The organism is Altericista sp. CCNU0014, assembly GCF_044923475.1.
Taxonomy (GTDB): Bacteria; Cyanobacteriota; Cyanobacteriia; order Thermosynechococcales; family Thermosynechococcaceae; genus JAAURS01.
Window position 1 is genome coordinate 5251086 of the sequence record NZ_CP137338.1, and the last position, 24407, is coordinate 5275492.

Sequence of the window (24407 nt, forward strand, 5' to 3'; positions counted from 1 at the left end):
GAACAATGTAAAATTTGTTAAAGCAGTTAACTCGGAAACACTGAACACCTCATTCAACTGTCTTGTGCTGGAGATGAAAGCTTGAATACTGGCGTAGAAACGTCCCATCGCATAGGGGGGATTAAGCTTCCTTTCCCTGAACTTGGAGCATGAATCATCAAAGGGTAGACGTGCCAGTGATAGTCATAGGCATATTCCCAATTTTTCTCGAAGATGCCGACATCAACAAAATACTGACCTCCACCTAGATCGAGACGATCGCAGTAAACTTTGACTCGTCCCTTACCTTGAATGACTGGGGTAGAAATGCCCATTGCCTGAGTGTTGGTATCTAAGCAAACTTGCCCCTCCTCTCGGCTAATAGAAATACAGAAGATTGGTGCCTCAATGGGTTGAGGTGTAAAATACTCCAGTTCAATACACAGGGGATCTCCTCCCTTCAGATCTCCGCTAGGTGACAGATGAACGTGCGTAATTTCAGCTTCGAGGGAACCAAAACGATTTTCGCGAACCTTAAGTTCTTTGCCAGATTGAGTGTATTGGGGGGGATGCATGGGAGTACGTTGAAGCGTTTGCGATCGCATTTCACTCACATATTGTCCTGCTACAACTTCTGGTTCACCGTAGGCCACAACTTCACCCTGTCGTAGCCAAAGGGCGCGATCGCACAAATGTTGAACCTGTCCTGCATCATGGGAAATGAACACAATTGCACAACCCTGTGCTTTGAGTTGCCAAATTCGTTCCAGACACTTTGCCTGGAACGATAAATCACCCACCGACAAAAACTCATCCACCAGCAAAACTTTAGGTTCTGTATGAACGGCAACGGAAAAGGCTAATCGCATCTGCATCCCTGTACTGTAGGTTCGGACAGGATTATCGATAAAATGCTCTAACTCAGCAAACGCTACAATTCGATCGAATCGGGTTGCTACCTCTCGCTGTGTCAACCCCGCTACAATTGCAGTGACAAACGTATTTTCCCTACCTGTTAGGTCACCATGAAACCCAGCGCCTAAGTCTAGTAGTGCTCCAATTCGACCATTGGTCTGAACTTTACCTTCATTGGGATAACCGACACCACCAATCAATTGTAAAAGAGTCGATTTCCCAGCCCCATTGTGACCAATAACTCCCAACATCTCACCCGGTGAGACAGTAAAACTGATTTGCCGCAGCGCCCAAAACTTTTCCACTGGGTGCATCCGCCGCAAACCGCTGAGTGCAGCTTCCATAATAGTAGTAGGCTTCTCAGTATGGTAGCGATTGAAGCACTTTCCCAAGTTGTGGACAATAATAGCATCGCGCATGTGTTATTTCTCTTGTATAGGGATTATTTGGATTACTTGTAAATCCCTTCTTTTGGGGCGATGGACGATTCTAATTTCAACACAGTTGCGTAAATCTCTCCCATTTGCTCAGCGACCCGACGATAGTCATACTTTAGACTGCGTTGACGGCTTGCTTCAGCCTTCCAATGCCGATCCACTGAATCGGCTAAAATCCTTAGAATTTCATGGGCAAAATCCTTAGGATTATTGGGTGGACAGAGTATACCGAGGGTGTCATCTACATATTCGGCGATACCGCCAGTATCTGTCACGACAACGGGTAGACCACAAGCCATTGCTTCTAAGAGCGAATTATTTGCAGTTGCTTCCTTTAAAGCAAAAATAGCCGCTTGTGAAGTCTGATAAGCTTCCCGCAATGCTTCATCACTAACTCCATTTAAGAACTGTATCCGCTCATCGGTAAAGCTGCCAAAGGGGTTCTTGCGATCTCCATGAACACCCACTGCAATCCAATGCACCTTGGGATTAGCCTGCCACACCAATGACATAACCTGTTTCAGTGTTTCAAAATCTCGTAAATGCGAACCCACCGTAATGCAAGTAGCGTTAGGGGCAGGAATCTGAGGCGGGTGAAAGAAATTAACATCCATGCCATGCGGAACAACAAAAATGCGCTCTAGGGGCAGAAATTCCTCAAAATAGCTGCGTTGAGATTCAGAAACTAAAATAACCGCATCAATTCCACGGACAACTTTTTCAATAATTCCGAGCGATCGTAAGCAATCTGAGGGTTCATGAAAAGATGCGACTAGACGATTTCCAGTTAAATGGCAAAACCAACTCAGTAGACCTAGAAGCCACAAATCGGAGTCGCCATATAATAAATGATAGAGACAATTCCGTCGTCGAAGCATTTGTAGCAAGGTTGTAACCTCTGTCAAAAATGCACCCAGGGAATACATGGGATGGTGGGTAACTTGCGAAATTAATGTATTCAAACCCCAGCCCCATTTAGCCGAAATCCAGCGAAAATTGACGGGTGGTTTTAACAACGTGCCCACGTAGCGACTAAATCCTTCATAGCCAGAGTGACGGGCATGGTGACTATATCTCTGGCCAATAAAAAAGACTTGTTCCGCCAGCAGTTTTGTGGGTAGTTTGGGAGAACTATTGATACTAATCATAATTTTTCACAAGTTAAATCATATTAAATAACAATATATTAGTTAATTTGTGGTTTTCGAGATTAAATTTCTTCTACAAATCTATTGCTTTGGTGCTTAAAAACTCGATGCCCAATAGGGAGCAGAACAATTGTTAATACTACTGTCAAGAGCAAAGGCATCCAATCTGGATGCTTGCCATACATCAAAATAGAACGATATGCATTGACCAAATTTACCATTGGATTAAGGAAATAGAATATATGGTACTTAGAAGGCACATTCTTGATATCATAGAAAATAGGGGTAACATAAAACAACAATTGGAGAAGAACGCCGAGCGTATGTTGCGTATCGCGAAAAGTAACATTCAGAGCTGCCAAAAAATATGACAAGCTTACCGTAAAAATAAACTGAATAGCTTGTAGTAGGGGAAGAAGAATAATAATGGGTTGAAAGCGTACTCCATCAACAATCAAAAAAATGAATAAAACGGGTAGTGCCAAAATGAAGTGAATCAGGCCAGTGGTCACAGTTACGACAGGCAAAATTTCATTAGGGAAGCCAGGTTGTCGAATTAAAGCACGGTTACTGATAATAACCCCAGTTGCTTGAAACAAAGAGCTTTGAAACCAAGTCCAGACCAGTAATCCTGTAAATACAAAAGAAGAGTACTGAGGAACATTGACAGGTAAAATTACCTGAAAAATGAAGATAAATACTATCAGTTGCAGTAGTGGACTGATCAACGTCCAAGCAATACCCAGCAACGATCGCTTATAAAGCAACTTCATGTCTCGATCGACCAGCGATCGAAGCAAATCGTAGAGATAACGAAGCCTTAGTCGCCGATGCCGCAATTTAAATTCCGAGCGTTGAGTTATGGACATTTTGAAAGAACCCATATTGAATACTAGAATTTACTTTGTAGTCACCTTGAAACTTGAATCTTTGCGTTTTGATTCACGGCTTCTTCGGAAAGAACCGGAGTAGTACTTAGAATGTCCTGCGATGGTAGTACCAAAGATTTGCTACGGCCGATGAGAAGAACACGACAATGGGAGTATGAGAAATAGAGGGAACCGACCAAATTACCTGCAATCTCCAGCAAGGTCATCCAAAGGGGATGATACTTCCAGCCCCGTAAGTGGAAATAGATCCGATAAAAGTGCTGTAAGGGTAAGCCTACGAGTAATCGTGCTAGTACACGCAGATCCCCATCTTGAATTAAAGTGCTCAGTTGATAGGCAACGTGTCCTTTGCCATCGTTGAAGATTTGGCGACGCAAAGTAGACATATCCCGGCTGTGTTGATGCCATACACAAGCCGTCGGTTGATAAACTATCGTATACCCAGCTTTTAGGATTTTATAAAACAGGTACAGGTCATCTCCACTCCCTGCAGGTGTTCCGCGACCCAAATGCTCTTCCATCAAACCGATTTGAGGTTGATTAAAAAGAAGGGTGCGAAAGGCGGCGTTGGTGCAAGAGCCAAAATCCCAAGTTGGAACGGAGCGATAGAGACATGCCTCGAATCGATCGCCATTGGCTTCAAAGCGCTCGAACCCTCGACCCAGCGTGCCATACAACTCAAACCATCGTTGTGCAGGAGTTTCTAACTCCAATGGCAGAATATTCCCTGTTACTGCCATCACTTCATGGCGCGCAAAGGGGGCCAGCAAGTTTTCCAGCCAGGTCTCTGAAACCGTAATATCATCATCCAGGGTGATGATAATTTCTCCCGTGCTGGCAAGAATGCCACGATTTCGAGCATAAGATATGCCTCGTCGCGGTTCATGCAGTAAAAACACATTGGGGAATTGTTTAACGATGGGAGCGGTTAGCCCGGATTTTGGATTGTTATCTACGACTAAGATCTGAGGGGAGCGGTGGGCTGTTTGAGCCACTAGATGAGTCAGGCAGCGATGCAAGCTCTGGGGGCGATCGCAAGTGCTAATTACAATGGAAATTGACACTTCAGTTGGCAACTGTTCTGGCAAAGATTGGCGAGGTTCGCCACTCAGTTTTTGAGCGAGCAGATTGGAAATAAGCGTCCAGCATAAGTCTTTACTCAAATTAAATCGAGCCTGGAGAATTTCTAGTCCTAAACTGTTAGCGATCGCCTCAATCAGGCGATCCTGACTGATAGGTTGGTACGTGTTATGAATATGTACGCTGCCCATTGGGGATTGATGCCAGGTCGCAAACAGCCGCACCTCGGAGTAACAGGCTGCATCAGTCATATCGGGGAGTGGCTGGCTCAACTCAACAGTCAGCACAGCCACTCTCGGTTGTCGAGGTGGCACATTGACCTGCCAGTTCTGAATTTCTCGAAGAGTTGATGGCTGGGGTGAGGCACTGAAGCTGGCTTCAATCTCCTTGGCTCTGCGTCGGGCAGTTCGATAACGACCAAAGTTCTGGAAGAAACCCCGAAGCTCTGCCAAAATCAGATCTCGTGGAAATCGCAATGGATGGACAAAAGAAATCAGCAAGCGGCGAATATGCCACCATGCCAACCAGTAAACGCTCAGAAAAAGAAAGTTAAACTGTTCATCGGGATAACGATGAATTCCACAAGTGAAGTAGGAATATAAGCCAATCCCGTTATTGGCAATTTGAGTTCGCAGTTTGGCATAGTCTTGGCGATGGCGATGGCGAACGATGGCATTTGGCTCATAAACCAAGGTGTGACCCTCTTTTAAGACGCGGAAATACATCTCTAGGTCGCCGCCACCATTCGTCACGGTGCCCACATCCATCGCTGGGTCAAAATAGCCAATGTCGTCAAACACACATCGGCGATAAGCCATATTGGCACCCGCCCCAAATTGTCCGGTACCCAGCAACCCCCAGGGCATTTTGCTCCCTTTGTCCACCCGACGCCACTTGCGCTGAAAGCCTCTTCCAAAGCCGCCGTACATCTCAAATAAAACCTGGGGCTCCATCTCTAATTCATACGGCACTACTAAGCCTGTTACTGCCATAACATCAGGGTTTTGAGCAAAAACTCGAGCCAAAGCTTTTACCCAACCTGAGTCCACAATCACATCATCATCCGTATAGGCAATAACTTCACCCCGTGCTTCTAAAATAGCTCGGTTACGCGCCCAATCTAATCCAGGTCGGGGTTCGCAGACATAACGAGCATTAGTGTAATGTTGTACGACTTTCTCGGTGGAATCGCTGGTGGGAGCGTTGTCCACGACCAGAATATCGAGGTGCGGGTAGTCCAACTTGCTGATGGCCTCGAGGCAGAGTCTCATATCATCTGGGCGATCGCGCGTACAAACCGCCACCGTCACCAATGGCCATTCCCCCACATATTCCACCGGAGGCAAATTGATTAAATCTTCTAACTTGAGATCCCCCGATCGCTGTGGCGACGCCAAACCATTCTTCAGCAATTGAGAAATAATGGCCCAACTATGCTGCTCCAAAATCAGCTTGCTGAGCGTTGCAGCAGTACAGCGTCCTAACGAAACGGGCGCTTTGACATATCCTAGGGGCACACCATGCAGGCGAACTAGCCCCTGCAAACCCATATACTTCTCTAACCCATCAAAGGTGGGAACGGGTTGACTGAGTTCAATATCAACAACTTTAATGGGATATAGCATCGATAAAATCCTAGAGCTTAAATTTTCGACAACAACTGATGCAGAAACGCCCCAAACCAGACCTTGAATAGGATTTGCAGAACATTGATTTGCAGTGCGGGCAGGAGGATTGTAGAACTGCAAGCGGGAGTAGGAGAACGAAACCCATGAATGGGGTGAGACAGAATGGGCGCTGGCTTGGCCTCCTTGCTGGAGAATTGCCATGATTCCGCTGCAAGTTTGGCAAAACTCTTGACGAGCAGAAGATAGAATCCCAACCGCCCTAGCGGGGTAACGGGATCGACTTTAACTGCTTGCCGCAGCCAAAATAGGGTGACGCGGGCATTTCCAGAGGTATCGCTCTGATGCGCCAAATATAAGTAAAAACTACTGCGGGATAAGCAATAGAGAAACCCCGGAATTTCTGGGTGGTTCTGTCGGATGGTCTGCAGCATTAATTGCTGCGATCGCGCCATGGTGCCATAGTCGCGAGACATACTATCCGAAATTTTGCGGTAACCGACTAAAAATTCTGGCACCACACCAAATTGATAACGTTCCGCAATTCGGAGATAAAGATCCCAATCTTCACAACCTTGAGCATTCTGCTGTTTGAATTCACACCGATACCCGCCCACAGACTCTATACAGGTTCGCCGCATTAGGGTCGCACTGGCATTCCCGATAAAATTATGGCAGATCAAAGTCGCATAAACAGCTCCCTCAATTTGAGCCGCGTGAAACCCGCCACTGGGTAAATCCGCCTCGTCGATATCGACGGACCAGGAATAGATTAACCCCACCGATTCAGAGGCTCGCATCAAGCAGTTCACCTGCTTTTCTAGATTTTCGGGAAACCAGAGATCGTCGGCATCAATGGGTGCGATCAACGCCCCCTTTGCGCGCGCAAGCGCCAGATTGCGCGCGGCGGCGACCCCTGCATTCTCCTGCTGTAGCAAGATCGCGCGCCGATCCTGTCGGGCGATCGACTCGACAATGGCCGCAGTCCGATCCGTCGAGCCATCATCTACGACTAATACTTCAAGATGGCGGTAGGTTTGAGCTAAGACAGACTGTAACGTTCTAGCAATAAAAACTTCGGCATTGTAGGCAGGAATGATGACGGAAACGAGAGGATCTGTTGGCGGTTGAGGCTGAACGTCCATGAGTTCTATGTTTGGGTTAATTAAAATCCAGGATTAAAAATCGGTTGTCAATATTTTTTAAGGAAGCGTTGTCATTGAGCTATCTTTTGCTTGAGACGCTCCCCCCAATACAAGCTGGTGCCGATGAACAAGGCGAAGCCGCTGTAGAGGTAATACAGCCAGTGCATTCCGACTGCCTTAATGGCAAAGATCGCTCCCCGTTTTTGCAAAAAGAAGCGGTAAACCGACCGATTTAGATATAAGAGCAACGCGGCCACGAGCAACGCGCCTGCAATCGCCTCAAAGCGATAGAAGCTTGCCAGCAAAAAAAGCAACAATAGATAAACTGAGATCGCACTCAATCGGCTGCTCAGTTGCAGGTTGAGATCATCGACTAACCCAGAGGGGTAGCTGAGCAGCAAGCGAGTCCAGGGAATCGCGCGATCGCAAACATCTGTTTGGAGCAAACCTTTAAAGGACCAGGCTTTGTGATGCTTCACTTGCACCTGCTTTGCTAAATAAATGGAACCGCCTGCCTGACGCAGGCGATAGCCCAACTCGATATCTTCAATACTGGGGCGCGGGTAACGAACTTCATCAAAGCCCCTCAACGCTAAAAAGGTCGAACGCTTGACCGCCCCACACCCCGCCCAAAATGTAGAAGCAACTTCACAGCCCGTTTGGTGCGTGTAGTGATGCAAGAGATTTTTATACTGAGCCACAAAATTAGGGGCTTTGGGCGCATCGTCGTAGGAGCCAAAAACCGCATCCGTCTCTGGATGTTGCTCTAAAACGCCGACCAGTTGCGCCAACGTCTGCGGATGAATTTCACAATCGGCATCCAGGAAGCAAAGGTACTCCCCTGTCGCAAACTGCGCGCCCAGATTGCGCGCAACGCCAGGGCCTCGTCTTCCCTCCGTGCTGAAGATGGTAGCCCCAGCATTGGCCGCGACGATCGCGGATCTATCCGTCGAGCCATCATCCACCACAATCCATTCCCAGCTAGGGTCTTTGAACTGGGCGATCGCCTTCAGACAAGCCAACCATGCCTCTCCGCCGTTATAAACAGGCACAATAATCGAGAGCAAAGGGGCTGGGCTGACGTTCTCCTCGCCGCTCGCGGACAGACTCAGCTCGCTCACAGCCAACGACCTGTCGTACTTACAAGCGGTTTCACCTCTGGACTCTCCTCTGGGAACAATTCCTTAACGAGACGGAAAACATCCTCAATCACACCGTCGCTATTCATGTAGTGGAACGCTCCAGTTCTGCCTACTAGATGTAAGGTCGGCCACTGAGCGAGATAATCTTTTACCACCTGCAATTTCTCTTGATAGCCGATCCGGTAAACTGGGTAGGCATAAGGAACCCGTAAGACCCAGCTTTTATAGACCTCGTTCTTATCGATCCAGCCAATCTCATTCATCTGCTCGACCACCTTAGCCAGCAGATCGCTATCGGAGAGATCCCAGGTGAACTCGCCTCGGCTCGAGAAAATCTCAACCACCAGAGAGGTAAAATCCTGGGAGGGAACCATTTCCTCCGACCAATTTTTAGGTTCGTGAGTGCGGCCAAACAGCAATTGCTTCATTGGAAAATACGTCCAGCTATCTTGACTCACCTGTTTTTTCTGGAGCGCCAGAAACAGACAGATGATGTCTCGATATTCCAAGCTGCATTTTTCTAAAATCTCTGGGCTTCCCAGCTCGCTTGGGATGGCCTTTAAGAGACAGTCGAGGGGAATGGTCGAAATAACCCGGTCTGCAAGAAGGGTTTCTCGGGTGCCATCCTGGCGCTCTACCACCACCTGAAATCCCAGATCTTGAGGGATGCAATGGGTAAGGGCTGTACTGGTGTAAATAACACCACCCATGTCTAGGATTTCTTGCTGCAATGCCTCTGGAATCATGCCAAATCCGGCACGAGGATAATAAAATTGAGAAATCGCTGTTTCGCTCACCTCCTTTTGGGGGACGACAAACCCTTTGAGAATGCGCCAGAAACTCAGCACTTTAATCCGCTGAAATGCCCAACTTGCTGCCAGTTGATCGCAGGGAATTCCCCATACTTTCTCGGTATAGGGCTTGAAGAAAACTGAATAGAGGGCCTTGCCATAGCGTTTGATCACCCAATCCTCAAACGAAATTTCGCGTCGGCCTTTTTCGGAGACAAGTCTGGCTTTGATATAGCTGGCAACCATATAAAATGCCCGCCACGGCGAGAAGAAGAATAAAGCATTTGGCAAACGAATCGGATAATCCACAAACTGACCGCCGAGATGAATGTGGCTGACGCGCGGAACGACTCGCAAATCTGTCTTGAGGAGATCTTTAATCCACTGCACCACGGAGGGATTATTACTATGAAATCGGTGCCCGCCAATATCGAATCGAAACCCTTCATGGGTAAATGTGCGGGCGAGCCCCCCCACTTCTGCACCTTTTTCAACCAGGGTGACCCGACATCCGCGCTTGAGCAGGGCTTGCGCCGTAGCCAACCCCGCAACCCCTCCCCCTAAAATTACAAAATGCCGATCTTTTTTTAGATTGAGAGACAAAGGCGATGGGGCTAGCGATTCCATAGTTTTATTTGCAAGTTGTTACGCATATTGATTTAATTCAGCATCGTTCGAGTATTTTGAGAAAGATACTCAAGCAAAAATATAAAAGCCGATTTGACGATTTCCAGATCGTCGTCGATCGAACGATTTACAACGCTATCTTTCCCGAGGTTCTTAAAGGATTTAGACACTTAACTATTCTTAACTCTCAATGAGACAGAGGCTTAGATAAAAATAATTTTATTCAAAGAAAGTTTATAGATCAACACATACAATACATATAAGCCCTTCACCGGTGGAATGCCCGATGTGATTCCCTTCTTCTAACAAAGATCCCCATTTACTGCGTCAAGAAATCACTCGTACTTTCGGTTAGCGTTTATACATATATACCTGGTTCAGTCGTGGTTTTGGAGACGCTTTAAGCTACGTGCCTAAAGATCGAGATCTTTAGGCCATTTTTGTTTCAATCAATTTAACTTAGCTCACCGATCCTGGATTAAGCTACTTTTTTAATCTTTTTTTTGTTTGCAGCAAAAAATTCTTTGCCTGCAAGCTCAAATGCTCGCTCGCTCAACGGCGGTCATCTGGGAACAAACCGTACAAACCCAGCGCCAAGCCCCCGACTCGGATCGCGAAGTTTGATATCGATCGCGGGTTTGACAGCACAGGGTAGTGGTGCAGCCCAACAAGCCCAAGGCGGTTTGGCGGGCGAAAAGTAGGTCACGTCATTCACTTGCCTTTGCAGCAGGTCTGGACGGTGAGGGAGCGGCGGCCACAATAAGACTGTCTGAATGCTCTGATTGGACAGCCCCATCGCGATCGATCCCGCCAACCCAAACAAGATCGGCCACTTTTTCAAATGGTTCAGGTTCGTGAAACCCAGATCGTCCCCTCGCAAAGTGTTGGCACGAGCCATAACCTGAAATTTTGTTTGGCAGAAAGTCGCGATCGCCAAAACGGGTAGCAGTACCACGTAACCCATGCCCATTCTCATAATGGGTGCTTGAGTAAGGATGAAGCCCGATCCCACAAGCGCTAAAGTCATTACCCAAAGCAATCCCTTATTTGGGTTAGCCTTAGCTGCACGAAGGACATAAAAAATCGCAAAACCCGAAAAAAGGGTAGCCACAAGAATGACCTTACCTGAGCGCTTGATACTCACCCACTGCCACACAACCCAAAGCAGTGGGTGGATGCCCGCGGGCGCTGAGCCTAACCAGGTTCCCCATACTCGTGTTATTCCGGCCATGGTTGTAGTGTCTTGGAGAGTCTGCGACCACGGTAGATCGAGACAGAAAAAAGAAGACGGATAAGCCGGACATCCCGTTGTAAGTAATCCAAGGGCTAGGATGGGCAATAGCAAGCCTATAGCAACCCCAGTGCCTGCGAGCAATCGTTGCCAGGTGACACCCCGCCCCCCACAGTAAAAAAGTACTGATATGAATAGGAGGGGTAAGGCAGTTAGCTTGATGCTCACAGCTCCAGTCGATAAAATCAATGGCATTAAATCCGCTGTTTGGATTGTGGATGGATTTTCAGTAGACGGTTTGGCAATAATTAAAATCGACCAAGCAATTGCTTCGATTAAAAAGATAATGGGAATATCGGGACTCGGAGAAATTAGAATCCAGGACAGATCTGGAAGCAGCAGCAGGGCCGGAATGGTTAGGAGCGAAAAAATCAAGACAAGCCAATCGCTTTGTTGAGCCTTGCGTGCCGCGAGATGGAAAAGGCTAATGCAAAAGTGAAGCACAGCTATAAACAGGACAAAGCCATTGATCGCAGCACAAACCCGACCCTGAAAGACGGGGGCATTCAAGGGGGCAGCCAGGGCAAACCAAGCTGAGACGAACCCAAATTGCGGGTTGAGTAAGGCTAAACCTGGGACTGCGCCGTATTTGGATAACCATTGAATCGCACCGTAGTGGTAAGTCGCGGTATCGAACCAAGTCACCTGCCGACAAACGCTCGCTGCGATCGTAGCAGCGAGCGCCAGTAAACCGAGTCTCTCAAAAATAGCGAACTGCAAGCGCAAACGTGCTATTTCAGCGCGAGTTCGTTTTGAGCGCAGCGATAAGCCGCAGAGACTGGCAGCGACCATCGCTCCCACCCAGGGAGAGAGAGGTAACCCAAACGAAACGGTTAACAAAGCAATAGCTAGAATGACAAGCCCCAGCCAGATCGCAACAATGATGCGATCGCCCGCTCTGACAAAGCAGTTTGCCTGTAATCCCTGAAGCACTGCCGTGCCGACGATCGAGCAAGTAATGCTCAGAAAGATCCAGACCGTTATGAAGTAAAGCATCAGGACTCCCGACACAAGCAAGATGGATTCTGCGAAATCCTTCCCTATCCTCCAGCTTGAATAACTCAGTTGTCAAAATCTGAATGGGGTAGGCTTGAGCGCAATCGCCCCCATCGCTCTAGTATCAGCTTCTGCAATCTCCACATCGAACAGATAGCTACAGGCCCTCAGGGGAATATAAACTAAATAAAGCCAATTTTCCTGAAATTTGAACCCTCAAGTTCGTTCATAATAAAATCTCAGGCTTTATAGAACTAATGACTAAACACTACCCCGTTGTAATTATAGGTGCTGGGCCGGCTGGATTAACTGCGGCCTATCGCTTAAGGAAGCAAAACATTAATTTTATCGTTTTAGAAAAAGCCGATAAAGTTGGGGGCATATCTCGAACAGAAACTTATAAAGGATATCGTTTCGATATTGGTGGGCATCGATTTTTCACAAAGGTAGAAGAAGTAGAGCGGGTTTGGCAAGAAATTTTAGGAGATGAATTTATCAAAGTTCCGCGTCTATCGCGGATCTACTTTCAAGGCAAGTTTTATAACTATCCGCTTTCGCTCTTTAATACTGTAGCCAATCTCGGTCCTATCAGAAGCTTTTTGTTTTTGTCAAGCTACTTGAGAGCAAAAATCAAATCGAAAGTAAGCTTTAAAATCTTTGGGGTTTCGACAGAAAAAACATTAGAAACATTCGAAGACTGGGTCAGCGATCGCTTCGGCGTGCGCCTGTATCGCACCTTCTTTAAGACGTATACCGAGAAGGTATGGGGCATTCCCTGTAGCGAGATTCGCGCGGATTGGGCCGCTCAACGCATTCAGGGGATGTCCCTCAAAAGAGCCGTACTTCATGCCTTGTTTGGCAGCCACAAGTCCAAAAGCCTGATCAAAGAGTTTAACTACCCAATTTTAGGCCCTGGGATGATGTGGGAACGCTGTCAGGCAATTCTAGACAGCCATGACACGCCCATCCAATTGAACGCGGATGTGGTTCGAGTCCAACGAGAGGGTCAGGTCGTCAAAAGTATCGCGGTACGAGATGGCGAGCAAACAATGCAAATTGGGGGCGCGCACTTCATTTCTTCAATGCCCGTCACGCTGCTGCTGAACCGGCTCGACCCTCCGCCACCCGCCCGCGTACTAGAAGCAACTCGGGGGCTAAAGTATCGAGATTTTCTGATCGTGTCATTGATTGTCAATAAAGAAAATCTATTTCCTGACAACTGGCTCTACATCCACAGCCCAGAGTTCAAAGTGGGGAGAATTCAGAACTTTAAGAATTGGAGTGCAGCCATGGTTCCCGATACGCGCAAAACCTCTTTGGGCATGGAATACTTCTGCAGTGAAAAAGATGCGCTCTGGGAAATGTCCGATACCGCTCTCATTGCGTTAGCCACGCAAGAAGCGATCGCCCTCAGACTGGGCATCAAAACAGGCGACGTGGAAGATGGGTGCGTGATCCGCCAACGCAAGGCATACCCCATCTACGATGGGGAATATCGCCAACATTTGCAAGTCATTCAAGAGTATCTGGAAACCTTTGAAAACTTACAAACAGTAGGTCGTAACGGGATGCATCGTTACAACAACCAAGATCACTCCATGTTAACGGCCATGTTAGCCGTCCAGAATATTCAAGGAGAAAAACATAATTTGTGGCAGGTTAATGTAGAACGTTCCTATCACGAAGAATTTACGATCGCAAAGGAAAAAGACAATTGCCCAACTGGTGTAGATTGACAAACAGCTCGCAAATGAGGCAGAAGATACCTTAAATTCCTGCGGTGGCAAGAATCACAAAAATTGCATAAAGACACCCAAAAATCGATCGATGGGCGACACGAGCAAATCCAGCGGCGATCGCTTTCTCCTTACATGCGTTGCGCGATTGAGAGACCCGTTATTTCCAGCGCAGTTTCTGAAGCCGCTGCCTGAAGCGTGCGCTGGTTGTGCAGAACGTCTTTCAAGGCGATTTCAATGATTTCCCAATCAAAGTCTGCAAAGTAGCGACTGTCTTCGAGTTCTTGCAAAGAGTTGTGCAACTCCGCAACCGGATCGTCTTCTTCGGCAGCCTTTTGCAGCCAGTATCGCAACACTCTCGTCATCTGATGGTGCTCGATGCGCTCTGCGATGGTCAATTTTCTCGGCTTCTGTTTCATTGGGACCTCTAAACCCTTAGGGGTCGGTAAGAATCTCGCGGGTTACGCAAGGAGCTGCTGGCGCTTGAGAAGTAGTCGGTTGTGCCGTCTCATGGGGTTCGGTCTGGGGTTTCGTCTAGGTTATCGTTAAAACTCGAATCCGTGAGATGTCGGTCAGGCTCTCGATATCGTCATGAATACCTTATTTAAAGCCGAACCTACCGCGCCGTGATTACAGCATAGCCCTAATCCTTCGGTAGTTACCGAGTACCGTGCAATTCATGCAAAGCTGGGGTGGTTCAGACAGTTTTACGAGGATGGTTCTGCCCTCCCATCCCATTTGCCGGAATTGTTAAGATATTTTAAGCTCGATCCGAGGTAAACAGGCTGCTATTGCTGAACGATGTGAACCGAACAGTTACAACGATGAATGATGTAACTACTGACGCTACCGATAAACATTTCGCTTTCAGAAGAATACCCTCTGCGTCCGATCACAATGAGATCCGCGCCCCAATTGCGCGCAAAGTCGCAGATCGTTTTACCTGGCGAACCTTCTAGTTGCTTGAACTCAGCCATCACAGTTTCAGTCGCAGCGATTTGCATTAGAGCGGTCAGACGTTCGTCCATTTTTTGAACAAAATCTTCCCATTCTCGTCTGTAAACTCGATAAATATCTTCGTCGCGGCTGTTTAGCTTCGACGAAAATCGAACCGGGCTGTCGTCCGAATCGCGAGATAATACGTGGAGCAACATCAAAGACGCCTGATTGGCCTTTGCCAAACTCAGCGCTGCCTCAAAGACCCGATCGCCCCTCGGAGAATTATCGAACGCCGCTAATATCTTTGTATACATATCAACCTCAAGCGCGTGGTGAAGGTCTATTTACCTCAGTACGAGGGGCAAAGGCGATTTTATTTTATTCTCGACAACCGAGTCCTTGGCCTACTTACAAAAATAGGTCAGAAAGATAAAGATTTTGTGAGTCCGGGGAATTTCGGACTTGAAGGGCGATCGCCTAGGACGATCCCTTCCCCCAGGACGATCCCTTCGCCGATAAACTAAGAAATGATCTAACGCATTGGACTTTTCCTCATCTCCGAGCATTCCGGTGCGGCGTTTTATTACGATCGTTCGCTCGCTCGCTAGGGCAAAATCAATCTCGCCTCGGAGGGAAAGAGGTTTGTCTGCGGTTATATCGACACTGAAACAGTGGGGGTAAGAATGAAATTTCTCAAAAGGGCTATAGGAAAAATCCTATGCACACTGGGGATTCACAAATGGAAATACACGACCAGCAATCGAAATGAGGTTGGCTATCGAGAGTGCCGTCGCTGTCGGAAATTTGAGGCCACAGATAAAAAGAAATGAAAAGAGGTGCAATCTTTAACTCACGACTAACCCGTCTTTAACGTGAACGATGCGCTGAGTCTTGGCTGCGATATCCGGTTCGTGGGTGACGATGACAATGGTAATGCCCTGGCAATTCAGTTCTCCCAGCAGACCCATGACCTCCTCCGAGGTTTGGGTATCTAAAGCTCCGGTCGGTTCGTCTGCCAAAACTAGGGCCGGACGATTGACAAGGGCACGGGCGATCGCGACCCGTTGTTGCTGACCGCCGGAGAGCTGGTTGGGTCGGTTAAAGCGCCGCTCTACCAAACCCACCTGCGTCAAGACCTCTTCTGCTCGGGTGCGGCGCTTTAACGTTGGGATGCCCGCATACATTGCTCCGTCACGAGGCGATCGCCTTCTGTTCTACCCGTAAGCTACATCGGCTGGCGACTTTTGCGTTGCGTCGAGCGATACTGCTCCCACGCCTGACGTTGCTCTGGCGTCAGAATAGCCTGGATTTGTTGCTTCGACGAGCGAGCGATCTCTTGAAGTTTGGCCCTTTGTTCGGCAGTCAGGTTAAGAGCGGCATAAGCTTGACGGCGATTTTCGCGATTAGCCTTAGCTGCCTTAAGCGTATCTCTCTGCGCTTGCGTCAAGACGGCATCCCTTTGCGCTTTACTCGCATCCCGAATGCGCTTCATTTGAGCTTTTTGATCTGCGGTCAGATTGAGCGCTTCCCAGCCGCCTTTGTGCGATCGCGATTTTTCGGGACGGACGGAAGGGTCTGAAGATTGCGCGAAGCTAGGGGAAAGTGCGGTTGCTGAAAGCGTCAGCGAGATCAGGCCGAGCAGGAGCGGGAGGGTTTTAAAACTGGAGGCGCGATGATGTTTCGAGTTCATAGCAACTTTGGATTCTTATAGGAACGGCTGAAAGGAGAAATTGGCAAGGATTGCGGTTTCTCTCGTTTACATCCTAAAAGCTGGATGCCTTGATTGAAATGGATCGAACATCCTAACTGAGGTTAGTACCAAAGTTCTAATTGCGTGCGGCAGCATGATCAGCTCTGATTTCAGAGAATACTCACATATCTCGAGCGCAATTAAATGGCTTTATTTCGCCTTTATCGTCAATATATATATAACAGAGCCTGTAGGTAAAGAATTTAGCAGGCTACTAACCTGAATCGCCAAGGGCAGCAAATAATCTGGACGCGTACTTTTGACATCCTCCCGCCACCAAGCTAGCGCTGTGGTGGGGGATTCCTAAGACTCACGACTTAGGTTTCTGTTTCATCGCAGTTGCCTTCCGAGATTTACTCTCCTCAGGTCTTACACCCGCTCCGCAGACTGACACGGCAAGCCCTGCCGCCAAAACATTCCTCGCCGCATTCACATCTCGGTCATGCACAGTCCCACATCGAGGACAATCCCACGCTCGAATCTTCAGCGCCAACGTCTCCACAATGTGACCGCAATGCCCACATCGCTTAGAACTCGGAAACCATCGGTCAATCTTGACGAAGTCACGACCATACCAGTCGCACTTATATTCAAGCTGTCTGACCAGCTCGCCCCAGCTTGCATCGCTGATGCTCTGGGACAGTTTCCGATTCTTCACCATATTCTTCACAGCCAAATCCTCAACGGCGATGGTTTGGTTTTCACGCACCAATCGAGTCGTCAACTTGTGAAGAAAATCTTGGCGTGCATCCCCCATTTCTTGATGCACTCTGGCCACTTTGAGACTGGCCTTATAGCGGTTGTTAGACCCTTTCTGCTTGCGACTCAACGCTTTTTGAACGCGGCGCAGTCTAAGGCGCTTTGCCTGAAAGCTTTTGGGGTTTGTAACCTTCTCCCCTGTACTCAGCGCCACCAAACTCGTAATCCCCAAGTCAATCCCAATCACGGTTTTGACTTGAGGCAATGGTTCAATCAGGGTATCCACCAACAAAGAAACAGACCATCTTCCACTGGGCGAGAGCTTCACCGTAATGGTGGATGGCTCACAACCCTGGGGAAGCAATCGACTCCAGCGAATCGCCAATGGTTCGGTAGACTTTGCCAAGTAAACTTGACCGTCTCTGAACTTGAATGCCGACCTAGTAAATTCAGCACTTCCACCATTTCTCTTCTTCTTAAAATTGGGATATTTAGCCCGACCTGCAAAGAAGTTGGTGAACGCACTTTGAAGGTGCCTGAGTCCCTGCTGAAGGGGGACACAGCTCACCTCATTGAGAAATTGAAGGTCTTCTTCTTTTTTCCAAGCGGTCAGCATTGCAGACGTTTCAACGTACCCGACTCGTTCTTGACGCTCGTACCAGGCCTGAGTCCTTTCGGACAGGGCACGGTTATAGACCAACCGAGTACAGCCTATGGTGCGTCTGAGCAAAGTTTCTTGCTCGGGCGTTGGATAGAAGCGGTACTTGAAAGCTTTCTGTGTCATGCTTCACAGCCTAACATTTTGCTTGTGAAGCCACAATATTGCGCTATTGCTCCTTGGCAGTCGCGCTCCTTGTTACTGAGCCTGCCGAAGTATCCATCCCCCGCTAGGCTAGCCCCCTGTGGGGCGGCTTCGCCAACGCGCTGCGATCGGGGGTCTCTCGGAGATTGAAGATGACATCAAATATCACGATCCGCAATGCCAGATCGCGCAGATTTTGCTGATAGGGTAGATTTTTGTCTGCCGTGATGAAAGCATCAAAGGGATAGGCTGAAGCTAAAGCTAAAAGCTCTCGATCTTTAACGCAGCGCCAGCCCATATCTTCCACATTTTTGACAGTATGGCCCGCATCAACAAGCGATTTTTTCAGTTTTCTGCTCAGTAGATTTTCATCCAACAGGATGAGCATGAGCTTTCCGCTCCAGATCTAGCATCCCCTTGGCAAGCACTTCCAATACTTGTAAGACCTGCGCCTGTAAATGAGGGAAATCTTCCAGAAACTCAGCCAATCCCGCATCACCCTCTAAATAATCAAAAAAAGTTTTTAACGGCACTCGCGTCCCTATAAAAACAGGCATTCCACTCATAATCTCTGGGTCAGAATGGATAATATGGCGATCGCACAGAATTTTCTGGATGTCCATAGCCTCATCCTCTATCTCACCCGTTTGGGGACTTCCCTTATTGTATCTCTTGCTCGATCTGGAAGGTGAGCTTGAAAACTTTTTGCAAATAAGGGGCTTAGAGGATGGGTGACCGAGCGCTAACTAACCGCAGAAAAATACTACCCCAGCGTACTGCTGGCGATTTCAAAAATCTTTGCCGAACAAGGCGAGCTATTTGCCCCGGTAATTCTCTTTAATCCACAAGCGCAGTTCTATCTCAGAATCTGCATAGACCTGCTCGCCAGTTTGAGGGTCGAAGGCATACCACCAGCGATCGCTGCCGGAGGTGAATTCGCTAACTTGGAGCGTCGTGCCGCCAAAGAAGGCCTGGTTTAGCCCCTCGGCGATCGACTTCAGCCAAGCTTCTATCGATTCCAAAAACCCTCGATTGCCTGCCTCGCCAGCAAGCTGCCGTTTTTCCCTCTCCAACAGTTCGATAAGCTGAGCGTTCCTAGCCGTTCTGGCAGCTTCTAAGCGGTGAGCCAGGGAATGCATCATGCTGTGCCGATGAGCGGCAGAGACTTGAGATTCGCCGATTTGAAGTGCGTGAGCCATAAGCTTTGACCAAATTCAACGGAAGGCATTGCCGACCTTCACTTAGAATTATACAAAAATATTTTGTATCGCTTGCTACAAAATGTATCGTTTTCAATACAATCACTTATCGAGTTGAAACGCAACGTCAGTTCGATTGACGGACTCGTTTACAGGCCCTGCGATCGGGCTGGCCGCTTTATCGATCGCAGGGCTGGACGTCGCGATATAAATTCCGGTCAGCACCACGGCAAAGCTGACCCAGGTGACGGGGCCCAATTGTTCTGCAAAGATCGTCCAAGCCAAAATCGCGCTCAGAATCGGCTCCATCAGCAAAACGAGGGCAATAAAGCTACAGGAAAAATGACTCATGCTATCTGCCAAAAGCCGCTGGCCGAAGCCTTCGCAAATAATTCCCAAGGCAACGACCGCAGCCCAGACAGAAGCAGTTGCGGGAAACACTTGACCTTCGCTCAGCCAAGTCACTGGCAACAGCACCATACTCCCAACGATCGCCCGACTCAACAAAATGGTCGTGGCTGAAAATCGATTGCGGAGTTTTTCCACCATCATGAGGTAGGCCGCTAAAAAGACCGCTGACAGAAGCGCGCAGCCATCCCCTAACAGATTGTTGTCAGCGCCGTTCAAATCCTCAGCCCCCAAGACGATTGCTCCAGAGAGGGCGATCGTCATACCCACCAAGAACTTGGTATCGAACCGCTTCCCAAACAACAGCCAGCTACCCAACGTCGTAAAAATGGGCGTGAGGTTGTTGAGCAACATCGATTTCGCAACGCTGATGTACTCCAAGGACGTCGCCCACAGCCCCAAGGAAAAGACAGACATGACTCCCACGCCCAGAAGCAAAGCCCAAAATTGTCCCGTCATGGGTTCCGGCGGGCTGGACTCCGGCGGGCTGGAAGACAGCCCCAAACGGGCAGACTGGATCGACCCAAATACGAGCGCAAAAATGAACAGGCGGTTAAAAACCGTTCCGTTGGGACCTAACCCCGTCTCGCTAAAGCGAATAAAAATGGGCGCGCTGGAAATTGCAAGAATGGCACAACAAAGCTTGAGAATGGATAGCAGATCGGCTCTGGGTTTAGGCAGCAAAGGTAGCTCAGGCTGATTCATCAATACAAAAAACGCGAACAATTCTGATTAGATATAGCTTTCCGTCGTTTTATTCAGCCCGAAGAAAGATTAAGGTCAAAAAGCGCCTAATAATTTCCCGCAAAGAGCTGAGCGATCCCCATACTCACTGTAAACCTAAACCCGCTCCTTCGGGGGAGGCGTAATGCCCCGTTCGATCAACCCTTGCTCTAGCGCTTTGAGCAGCCCAAAATCTGCGTCCGGCAACAGGCCGCTATGGCCAGCACCGACTTCCAAAGGCTGTTTCTTGAGAAACGTAAAAGCATTTAAAAACTGCTGGGGTCCCACGGCAAGGGGGGCGTCAAAATGGCAAGGAATAATACGCTGAAAATTCCAGCTTGCCACTTGATAAGCCCAGTCGAGGGTTTCTTGAGGGGCGCGATTGAGAATCAGCGCTTGTAAAATCGGCGCGACAAAGGGACGTCCGTTTCCTCGGAGTGCTTCAAAGGAACGATGCCAGTCCGGTTTCCACCTGAACGGATAGAAGCCAAAGTAGGCCTTGCGGGAACGATCGCCTGCCCGTCGCGCGTCCCTCGCTGCCTGCACTAGCGCAACAATATCTAGGGCGCTGGGTCGGAAGTAAAACCCAAACAGCGAAATCCGCTGCCAGCCCTTAATCCGATTGGCAAGATTGTCTGCAGCGATATCGAAAGCATCGTCCTTGGCGTGAAACAGCAGCGGGTAGGGATCGAGCTGCACGATTTCCGGCGGCGTCTCTGGGACGGACACGATCGTATCCGCCAACAGCAAGGTCCCAGACGCGCGATGGCACAATGCCACCTCCTCAAAAGGCCCCAGCCCTAAAGCAATGGGGCCGAGAATGGCACAGTCAAACTCATCCGCAAACGGAACGCGGCTGCGGTCCGCCGCCAACAGTCGAGTTCGCCCGATGGGCAAGCCCAGCCAACTTAAGGGCAAATTCAGCGGAAAACTCCATTGGCTGGGCGCGACGAACACTTGAGCTTGCGGAAACCGCCGCGCAAAGGGGCCGACAAATACCTTGTGCTCGATTCCAGAGACCGTTGGCAAAATGATGTACCGCACCGCGCCATGCGCTGCAACCAGCTCTTGCATCAGCCGCAAACATTCCGGCGTCGGCGCGATGGGAGCGTACACTAGCAGCCCTCCTGCGACTAGCTTCACCACCGTCATGCGAATGGGCGTCACGACGTACAAGATGCCTTGGATTTGGTCGAACGTCCAGATGGTACCCTTAACCACTTCCTTCCGAAGCGTGCGCCGCCGACCGTAGGGATACAGGGGCACGACAGGCCACAATCGCCAAGTCCAATCCTTGGGATCGGAGGCTCGATGACTTGGATCCTGTGCTGTCATGGCGTGCTCGCTGCTCCTGGATACCCTGAATGATACAGCTTGACTGCGCCTCCTAGGGTTGAGAGGTTTAGTACTGCTGCTCGGCTTGCTGCATATCCGAGATCGTCTGCTGGCTGCGTTGCAAGTCAACGACAAATAGCAAAATTGTGAAGGCCAACATCACAAAACCGATTGGACCCCAGCAAAGGTATCGTACAGCCCGTGGAGGACAGCAGCGATCTCGATCCCGATGAATCGTTTTGCATCGGGTCGATCCCACAGCGCAAGCGCTCGCCCTAAAAAACTGCGCCCGCGCAAGTTAAATATAGCTGTCCGGTTGGCTTGCACCCACTAAAATCGGGTTGAGTCGGTGCCAAAACCACCGCTAGAAATTTAGGTACAATGGCGAAATGATCGAGTTTGACCCCTACAAAACACTAGAGGTTGGGCCAAAGGCAACGCCCGCCCAAATCAAGGAGGCCTATCGGCGGCTGGTCAAACAGTTCCACCCCGACAGCCAGCATGCGTTAGCGCATCATGACAATATTACTCGGGTCAATGCCGCTTACGAACTGCTCAAAGATTCCCGCCGCCGTCAAGCTTACGACGATCGCTGCTTTTACGGCAGATCGGTTGGGGTAGCGACAGCGGAGTCAGCCGTCAACCGCAATCAGCGCGCCAAAGAAACGCAAGACCGCTATCGTCAAGACCGCCAAACCCGTCGTGCGGTCGACGCGCATCTCCAAGAGTGGATCCAAAGGGTGTATACCCCAATCGACCGAGAGCTGACCAAAATAATGAAGCGGTTGAAGCCGGAAATTGTAGCGCTGTCCGCCGATCCCTACGACGACGAGCTGATGGATGGCTTCTTGCTGTACTTGGAAGACTGTCAAGCCGTCGTGAGCAAGGCCCAAGCGGTCTTTCGCTCCATGCCCAATCCCGCCAGCGTGGCGGGCGTGGCGGCCCATCTTTACTACTGCCTCAATCACCTTGAGGACGGGCTTACTGAATTCAACTGGTTCGCTCAAAGCTACGAAGACAGCTACTTAGCGTCGGGGAAAGAAATGTTTCGCAAGTCCACCGGCCTTCGTCGCGAAGCACGGACTGCCCTTAAAGATTTGCAATCCATCCTGTAAGCGGTCGTTAGCAGTCGGCAGCGCTGGACGTTGGGCTGGACCTGAACGAGGATTGAGAAACAGCACGTTGCTTTTGTTAACGCGATTATTACCGCGATCGCCGCTCTTGTCTTTTGAGGGTCTTCGATGAATGGATTTGGGTATTTCGTCATGCTGGGGTGGATTCCAGCGGTGCTATTTTTATTCAGCAAACTTCCCATTCAGCGCGCGCTCATCCTCAGCTTTTTGATTGCTTGGCTGTTTCTGCCCATGGCAGAAATCGAGCTGGCTGGCATTCCTAACTACACCAAAATGTCGGCAACCTGCTACGGCATCCTGCTGGCGACGTTTATCTTCGACATCGATCGCTTCAAGCGGTTTCGCCCCCATTGGGTCGACATCCCCACGATCCTGTGGTGCCTTTGTCCGGGGTTTTCCTCCCTTGCGAACGGCCTGGGGTTCTACGACGCCATTTCGGCAATCCTATCCCAGACCGTTACTTGGGGGTTCCCTTACTTTTTGGGCCGGCTCTATCTGGGAACCTTAAACGGATTGCAACAGCTCGCGATCGCCATCGTATGGGGCGGGTTGATCTACGTCCCCCTGTGTTTGCTGGAAATCCGCCTCAGCCCTCAACTGCATCAATGGCTCTACGGCTTTTACCCGCAAGCCTTCGACCAAGCCATTCGCTACGGTGGCTTTAGACCCATCATATTCATGCAGCACGGTCTCATGGTGGGCACCTGGATGATGACCGCCACCCTCATTGCCTTTTGGTTTTGGCGGACCGGATCCCTCCAGCCATTTTTGCAGCAGTTTGCCTGGGGTACTCCCGCCAAGGTCGCCTTTGGGCGCGACAATCCGTGGGGCATGTCTCTGGCAATTTTTTTGGGACTGCTGGCAACGTTCGTGCTGGTCAAGGCGACGGGTGCTTATTTTTTGTTCCTATTGGGCATCGCGCTCGTTTTAGGCATGCGCTGGTGGCAGACTTCTTTGCCGTTGCTGCTGGTGGTAGCGGCAATGTGCGGGTACCTTATTTTCAACACCACGGGGGGAATGACGCCCCAGACCATTACCCAACTGTCGGCAGTGGCAACCCGCGTCACGAATGCAGACCGCGCGTCTTCGCTCGTCTTTCGACTGGCCAACGAAGCGGAGCTCGCGGCAAAGGCCCGCCAGCAGCCCATTTTTGGGTGGGGGGGATGGGGCCGCGCTCGGATTTACGACGATTTTGGCAAGGATATTTCGGTAACGGATAGTCTCTGGATTATCAACTTTGGCAATTACGGCTACGTGGGGCTGTTTAGCTGGATGGGAGCGCTGTTGCTGCCGGTCTTGGGGTTTGTGCTATTGCGCTATCCTGCCAGTATGTGGCTGCACCCTCAGGTTCTCCCCGCAGCCGTTTTATCGATCGGCTTGGTGCTCTACGTAATGGATTGTTTGGTCAATGGAATGATAAATCCCATCTATACTTTGATAGCAGGTGGCATTGCGGGGCTGGTGACCCGTCCGACTGCTCGTCCGACCGCTCGACCGCTGCCGCAGAGGCAGGAGACACCTCCAGACACCTTCCCGTTTTACTGAGTGCCAAGGGCGATCTACTTTGCGCTCAACCTGTAACGTGTCGCGGACGAGCGGGCAGCAGGAACCGCGATC

22 protein-coding genes are annotated in these 24407 nt (G+C 49.5%); 3 read left to right on the top strand and 19 right to left on the bottom strand.

The window, feature by feature from the left end; translation table 11 throughout:
* Positions 1–53: 53 nt before the first annotated feature.
* From R6H26_RS25055 to R6H26_RS25090, 8 genes are all read right to left on the bottom strand, one after another.
* Entirely contained in the window at positions 54–1313 is a 1260-nt protein-coding gene (locus tag R6H26_RS25055) for an ABC transporter ATP-binding protein (RefSeq protein WP_404786453.1), read from the bottom strand.
* 32 nt (positions 1314–1345) lie between these two features.
* On the bottom strand, positions 1346–2479 hold the full coding sequence (locus R6H26_RS25060; protein WP_404786455.1) for a glycosyltransferase family 4 protein: 1134 nt from the start codon (positions 2477–2479) through the stop codon (positions 1346–1348).
* Between the two features lie 62 nt (positions 2480–2541).
* A complete protein-coding gene (locus R6H26_RS25065; protein WP_404786456.1) occupies positions 2542–3363 on the bottom strand; it encodes an ABC transporter permease in 822 nt (273 codons plus the stop codon).
* Positions 3364–3389: 26 nt separating this feature from the next.
* Entirely contained in the window at positions 3390–6074 is a 2685-nt protein-coding gene (locus tag R6H26_RS25070; protein ID WP_404786458.1) for a glycosyltransferase, read from the bottom strand.
* 17 nt (positions 6075–6091) lie between these two features.
* A complete protein-coding gene (locus R6H26_RS25075) occupies positions 6092–7219 on the bottom strand; it encodes a glycosyltransferase family 2 protein (RefSeq protein ID WP_404786460.1) in 1128 nt (375 codons plus the stop codon).
* A 71-nt stretch (positions 7220–7290) separates the two neighbouring features.
* Positions 7291–8340, bottom strand: coding sequence for a glycosyltransferase family 2 protein (locus tag R6H26_RS25080; protein WP_404786461.1), 1050 nt, complete (start codon positions 8338–8340; stop codon positions 7291–7293).
* A complete protein-coding gene (locus R6H26_RS25085; RefSeq protein ID WP_404786463.1) occupies positions 8337–9779 on the bottom strand; it encodes an FAD-dependent oxidoreductase in 1443 nt (480 codons plus the stop codon). The genes R6H26_RS25080 and R6H26_RS25085 overlap by 4 nt, the downstream gene beginning before the upstream one ends.
* 562 nt (positions 9780–10341) lie before the next feature.
* The gene (locus R6H26_RS25090) at positions 10342–12066 is read right to left on the bottom strand and encodes an LIC_10190 family membrane protein (RefSeq protein ID WP_404786464.1); all 1725 of its coding nucleotides are present in this window, start codon (positions 12064–12066) and stop codon (positions 10342–10344) included.
* Positions 12067–12323: 257 nt separating this feature from the next.
* Between R6H26_RS25090 and R6H26_RS25095 the strand changes: the two genes are divergently transcribed.
* Positions 12324–13802, top strand: coding sequence for an NAD(P)/FAD-dependent oxidoreductase (locus tag R6H26_RS25095; RefSeq protein ID WP_404786466.1), 1479 nt, complete (start codon positions 12324–12326; stop codon positions 13800–13802).
* A 131-nt stretch (positions 13803–13933) separates the two neighbouring features.
* Here R6H26_RS25095 and R6H26_RS25100 read toward each other — a convergent pair whose 3' ends face one another.
* From R6H26_RS25100 to R6H26_RS25150, 11 genes are all read right to left on the bottom strand, one after another.
* Positions 13934–14221 carry a hypothetical protein gene (locus R6H26_RS25100; protein WP_404786467.1) on the bottom strand — a complete coding sequence of 96 codons (288 nt, stop codon included), beginning with the start codon at positions 14219–14221 and terminating at the stop codon, positions 13934–13936.
* 369 nt (positions 14222–14590) lie between these two features.
* A complete protein-coding gene (locus R6H26_RS25105) occupies positions 14591–15055 on the bottom strand; it encodes a universal stress protein (RefSeq protein ID WP_404786468.1) in 465 nt (154 codons plus the stop codon).
* 531 nt (positions 15056–15586) lie between these two features.
* Positions 15587–15925 (bottom strand): ABC transporter ATP-binding protein, encoded by a 339-nt coding sequence (locus tag R6H26_RS25110; RefSeq protein WP_404786470.1) that lies wholly within the window; start codon positions 15923–15925, stop codon positions 15587–15589.
* Between the two features lie 41 nt (positions 15926–15966).
* Positions 15967–16431: a Spy/CpxP family protein refolding chaperone gene (locus R6H26_RS25115; RefSeq protein WP_404786472.1), complete on the bottom strand. Its 465-nt coding sequence runs from the start codon at positions 16429–16431 to the stop codon at positions 15967–15969.
* Positions 16432–16801: 370 nt separating this feature from the next.
* Positions 16802–17974: an RNA-guided endonuclease InsQ/TnpB family protein gene (locus R6H26_RS25120; protein ID WP_404786474.1), complete on the bottom strand. Its 1173-nt coding sequence runs from the start codon at positions 17972–17974 to the stop codon at positions 16802–16804.
* A gap of 103 nt (positions 17975–18077) precedes the next feature.
* The gene (locus R6H26_RS25125; RefSeq protein ID WP_404786476.1) at positions 18078–18380 is read right to left on the bottom strand and encodes a DUF5615 family PIN-like protein; all 303 of its coding nucleotides are present in this window, start codon (positions 18378–18380) and stop codon (positions 18078–18080) included.
* Positions 18361–18615 (bottom strand): DUF433 domain-containing protein, encoded by a 255-nt coding sequence (locus R6H26_RS25130; protein WP_404786478.1) that lies wholly within the window; start codon positions 18613–18615, stop codon positions 18361–18363. The genes R6H26_RS25125 and R6H26_RS25130 overlap by 20 nt, the downstream gene beginning before the upstream one ends.
* 192 nt (positions 18616–18807) lie before the next feature.
* On the bottom strand, positions 18808–19191 hold the full coding sequence (locus tag R6H26_RS25135) for a hypothetical protein (protein WP_404786480.1): 384 nt from the start codon (positions 19189–19191) through the stop codon (positions 18808–18810).
* Between the two features lie 102 nt (positions 19192–19293).
* Positions 19294–20304 carry a DMT family transporter gene (locus tag R6H26_RS25140; protein ID WP_404786481.1) on the bottom strand — a complete coding sequence of 337 codons (1011 nt, stop codon included), beginning with the start codon at positions 20302–20304 and terminating at the stop codon, positions 19294–19296.
* A gap of 135 nt (positions 20305–20439) precedes the next feature.
* Positions 20440–21657, bottom strand: coding sequence for a DUF4336 domain-containing protein (locus tag R6H26_RS25145; protein ID WP_404786482.1), 1218 nt, complete (start codon positions 21655–21657; stop codon positions 20440–20442).
* 159 nt (positions 21658–21816) lie between these two features.
* On the bottom strand, positions 21817–21984 hold the full coding sequence (locus tag R6H26_RS25150) for a hypothetical protein (RefSeq protein WP_404786484.1): 168 nt from the start codon (positions 21982–21984) through the stop codon (positions 21817–21819).
* Between the two features lie 62 nt (positions 21985–22046).
* On the opposite strand from R6H26_RS25150, the gene R6H26_RS25155 reads away from it, so the two are divergent.
* Together R6H26_RS25155 and R6H26_RS25160 are read left to right on the top strand one after the other, a co-directional pair.
* Positions 22047–22772, top strand: coding sequence for a J domain-containing protein (locus R6H26_RS25155; RefSeq protein WP_404786486.1), 726 nt, complete (start codon positions 22047–22049; stop codon positions 22770–22772).
* A 126-nt stretch (positions 22773–22898) separates the two neighbouring features.
* The gene (locus R6H26_RS25160; RefSeq protein WP_404786487.1) at positions 22899–24335 is read left to right on the top strand and encodes an O-antigen ligase domain-containing protein; all 1437 of its coding nucleotides are present in this window, start codon (positions 22899–22901) and stop codon (positions 24333–24335) included.
* Positions 24336–24407 lie beyond the last annotated feature (72 nt).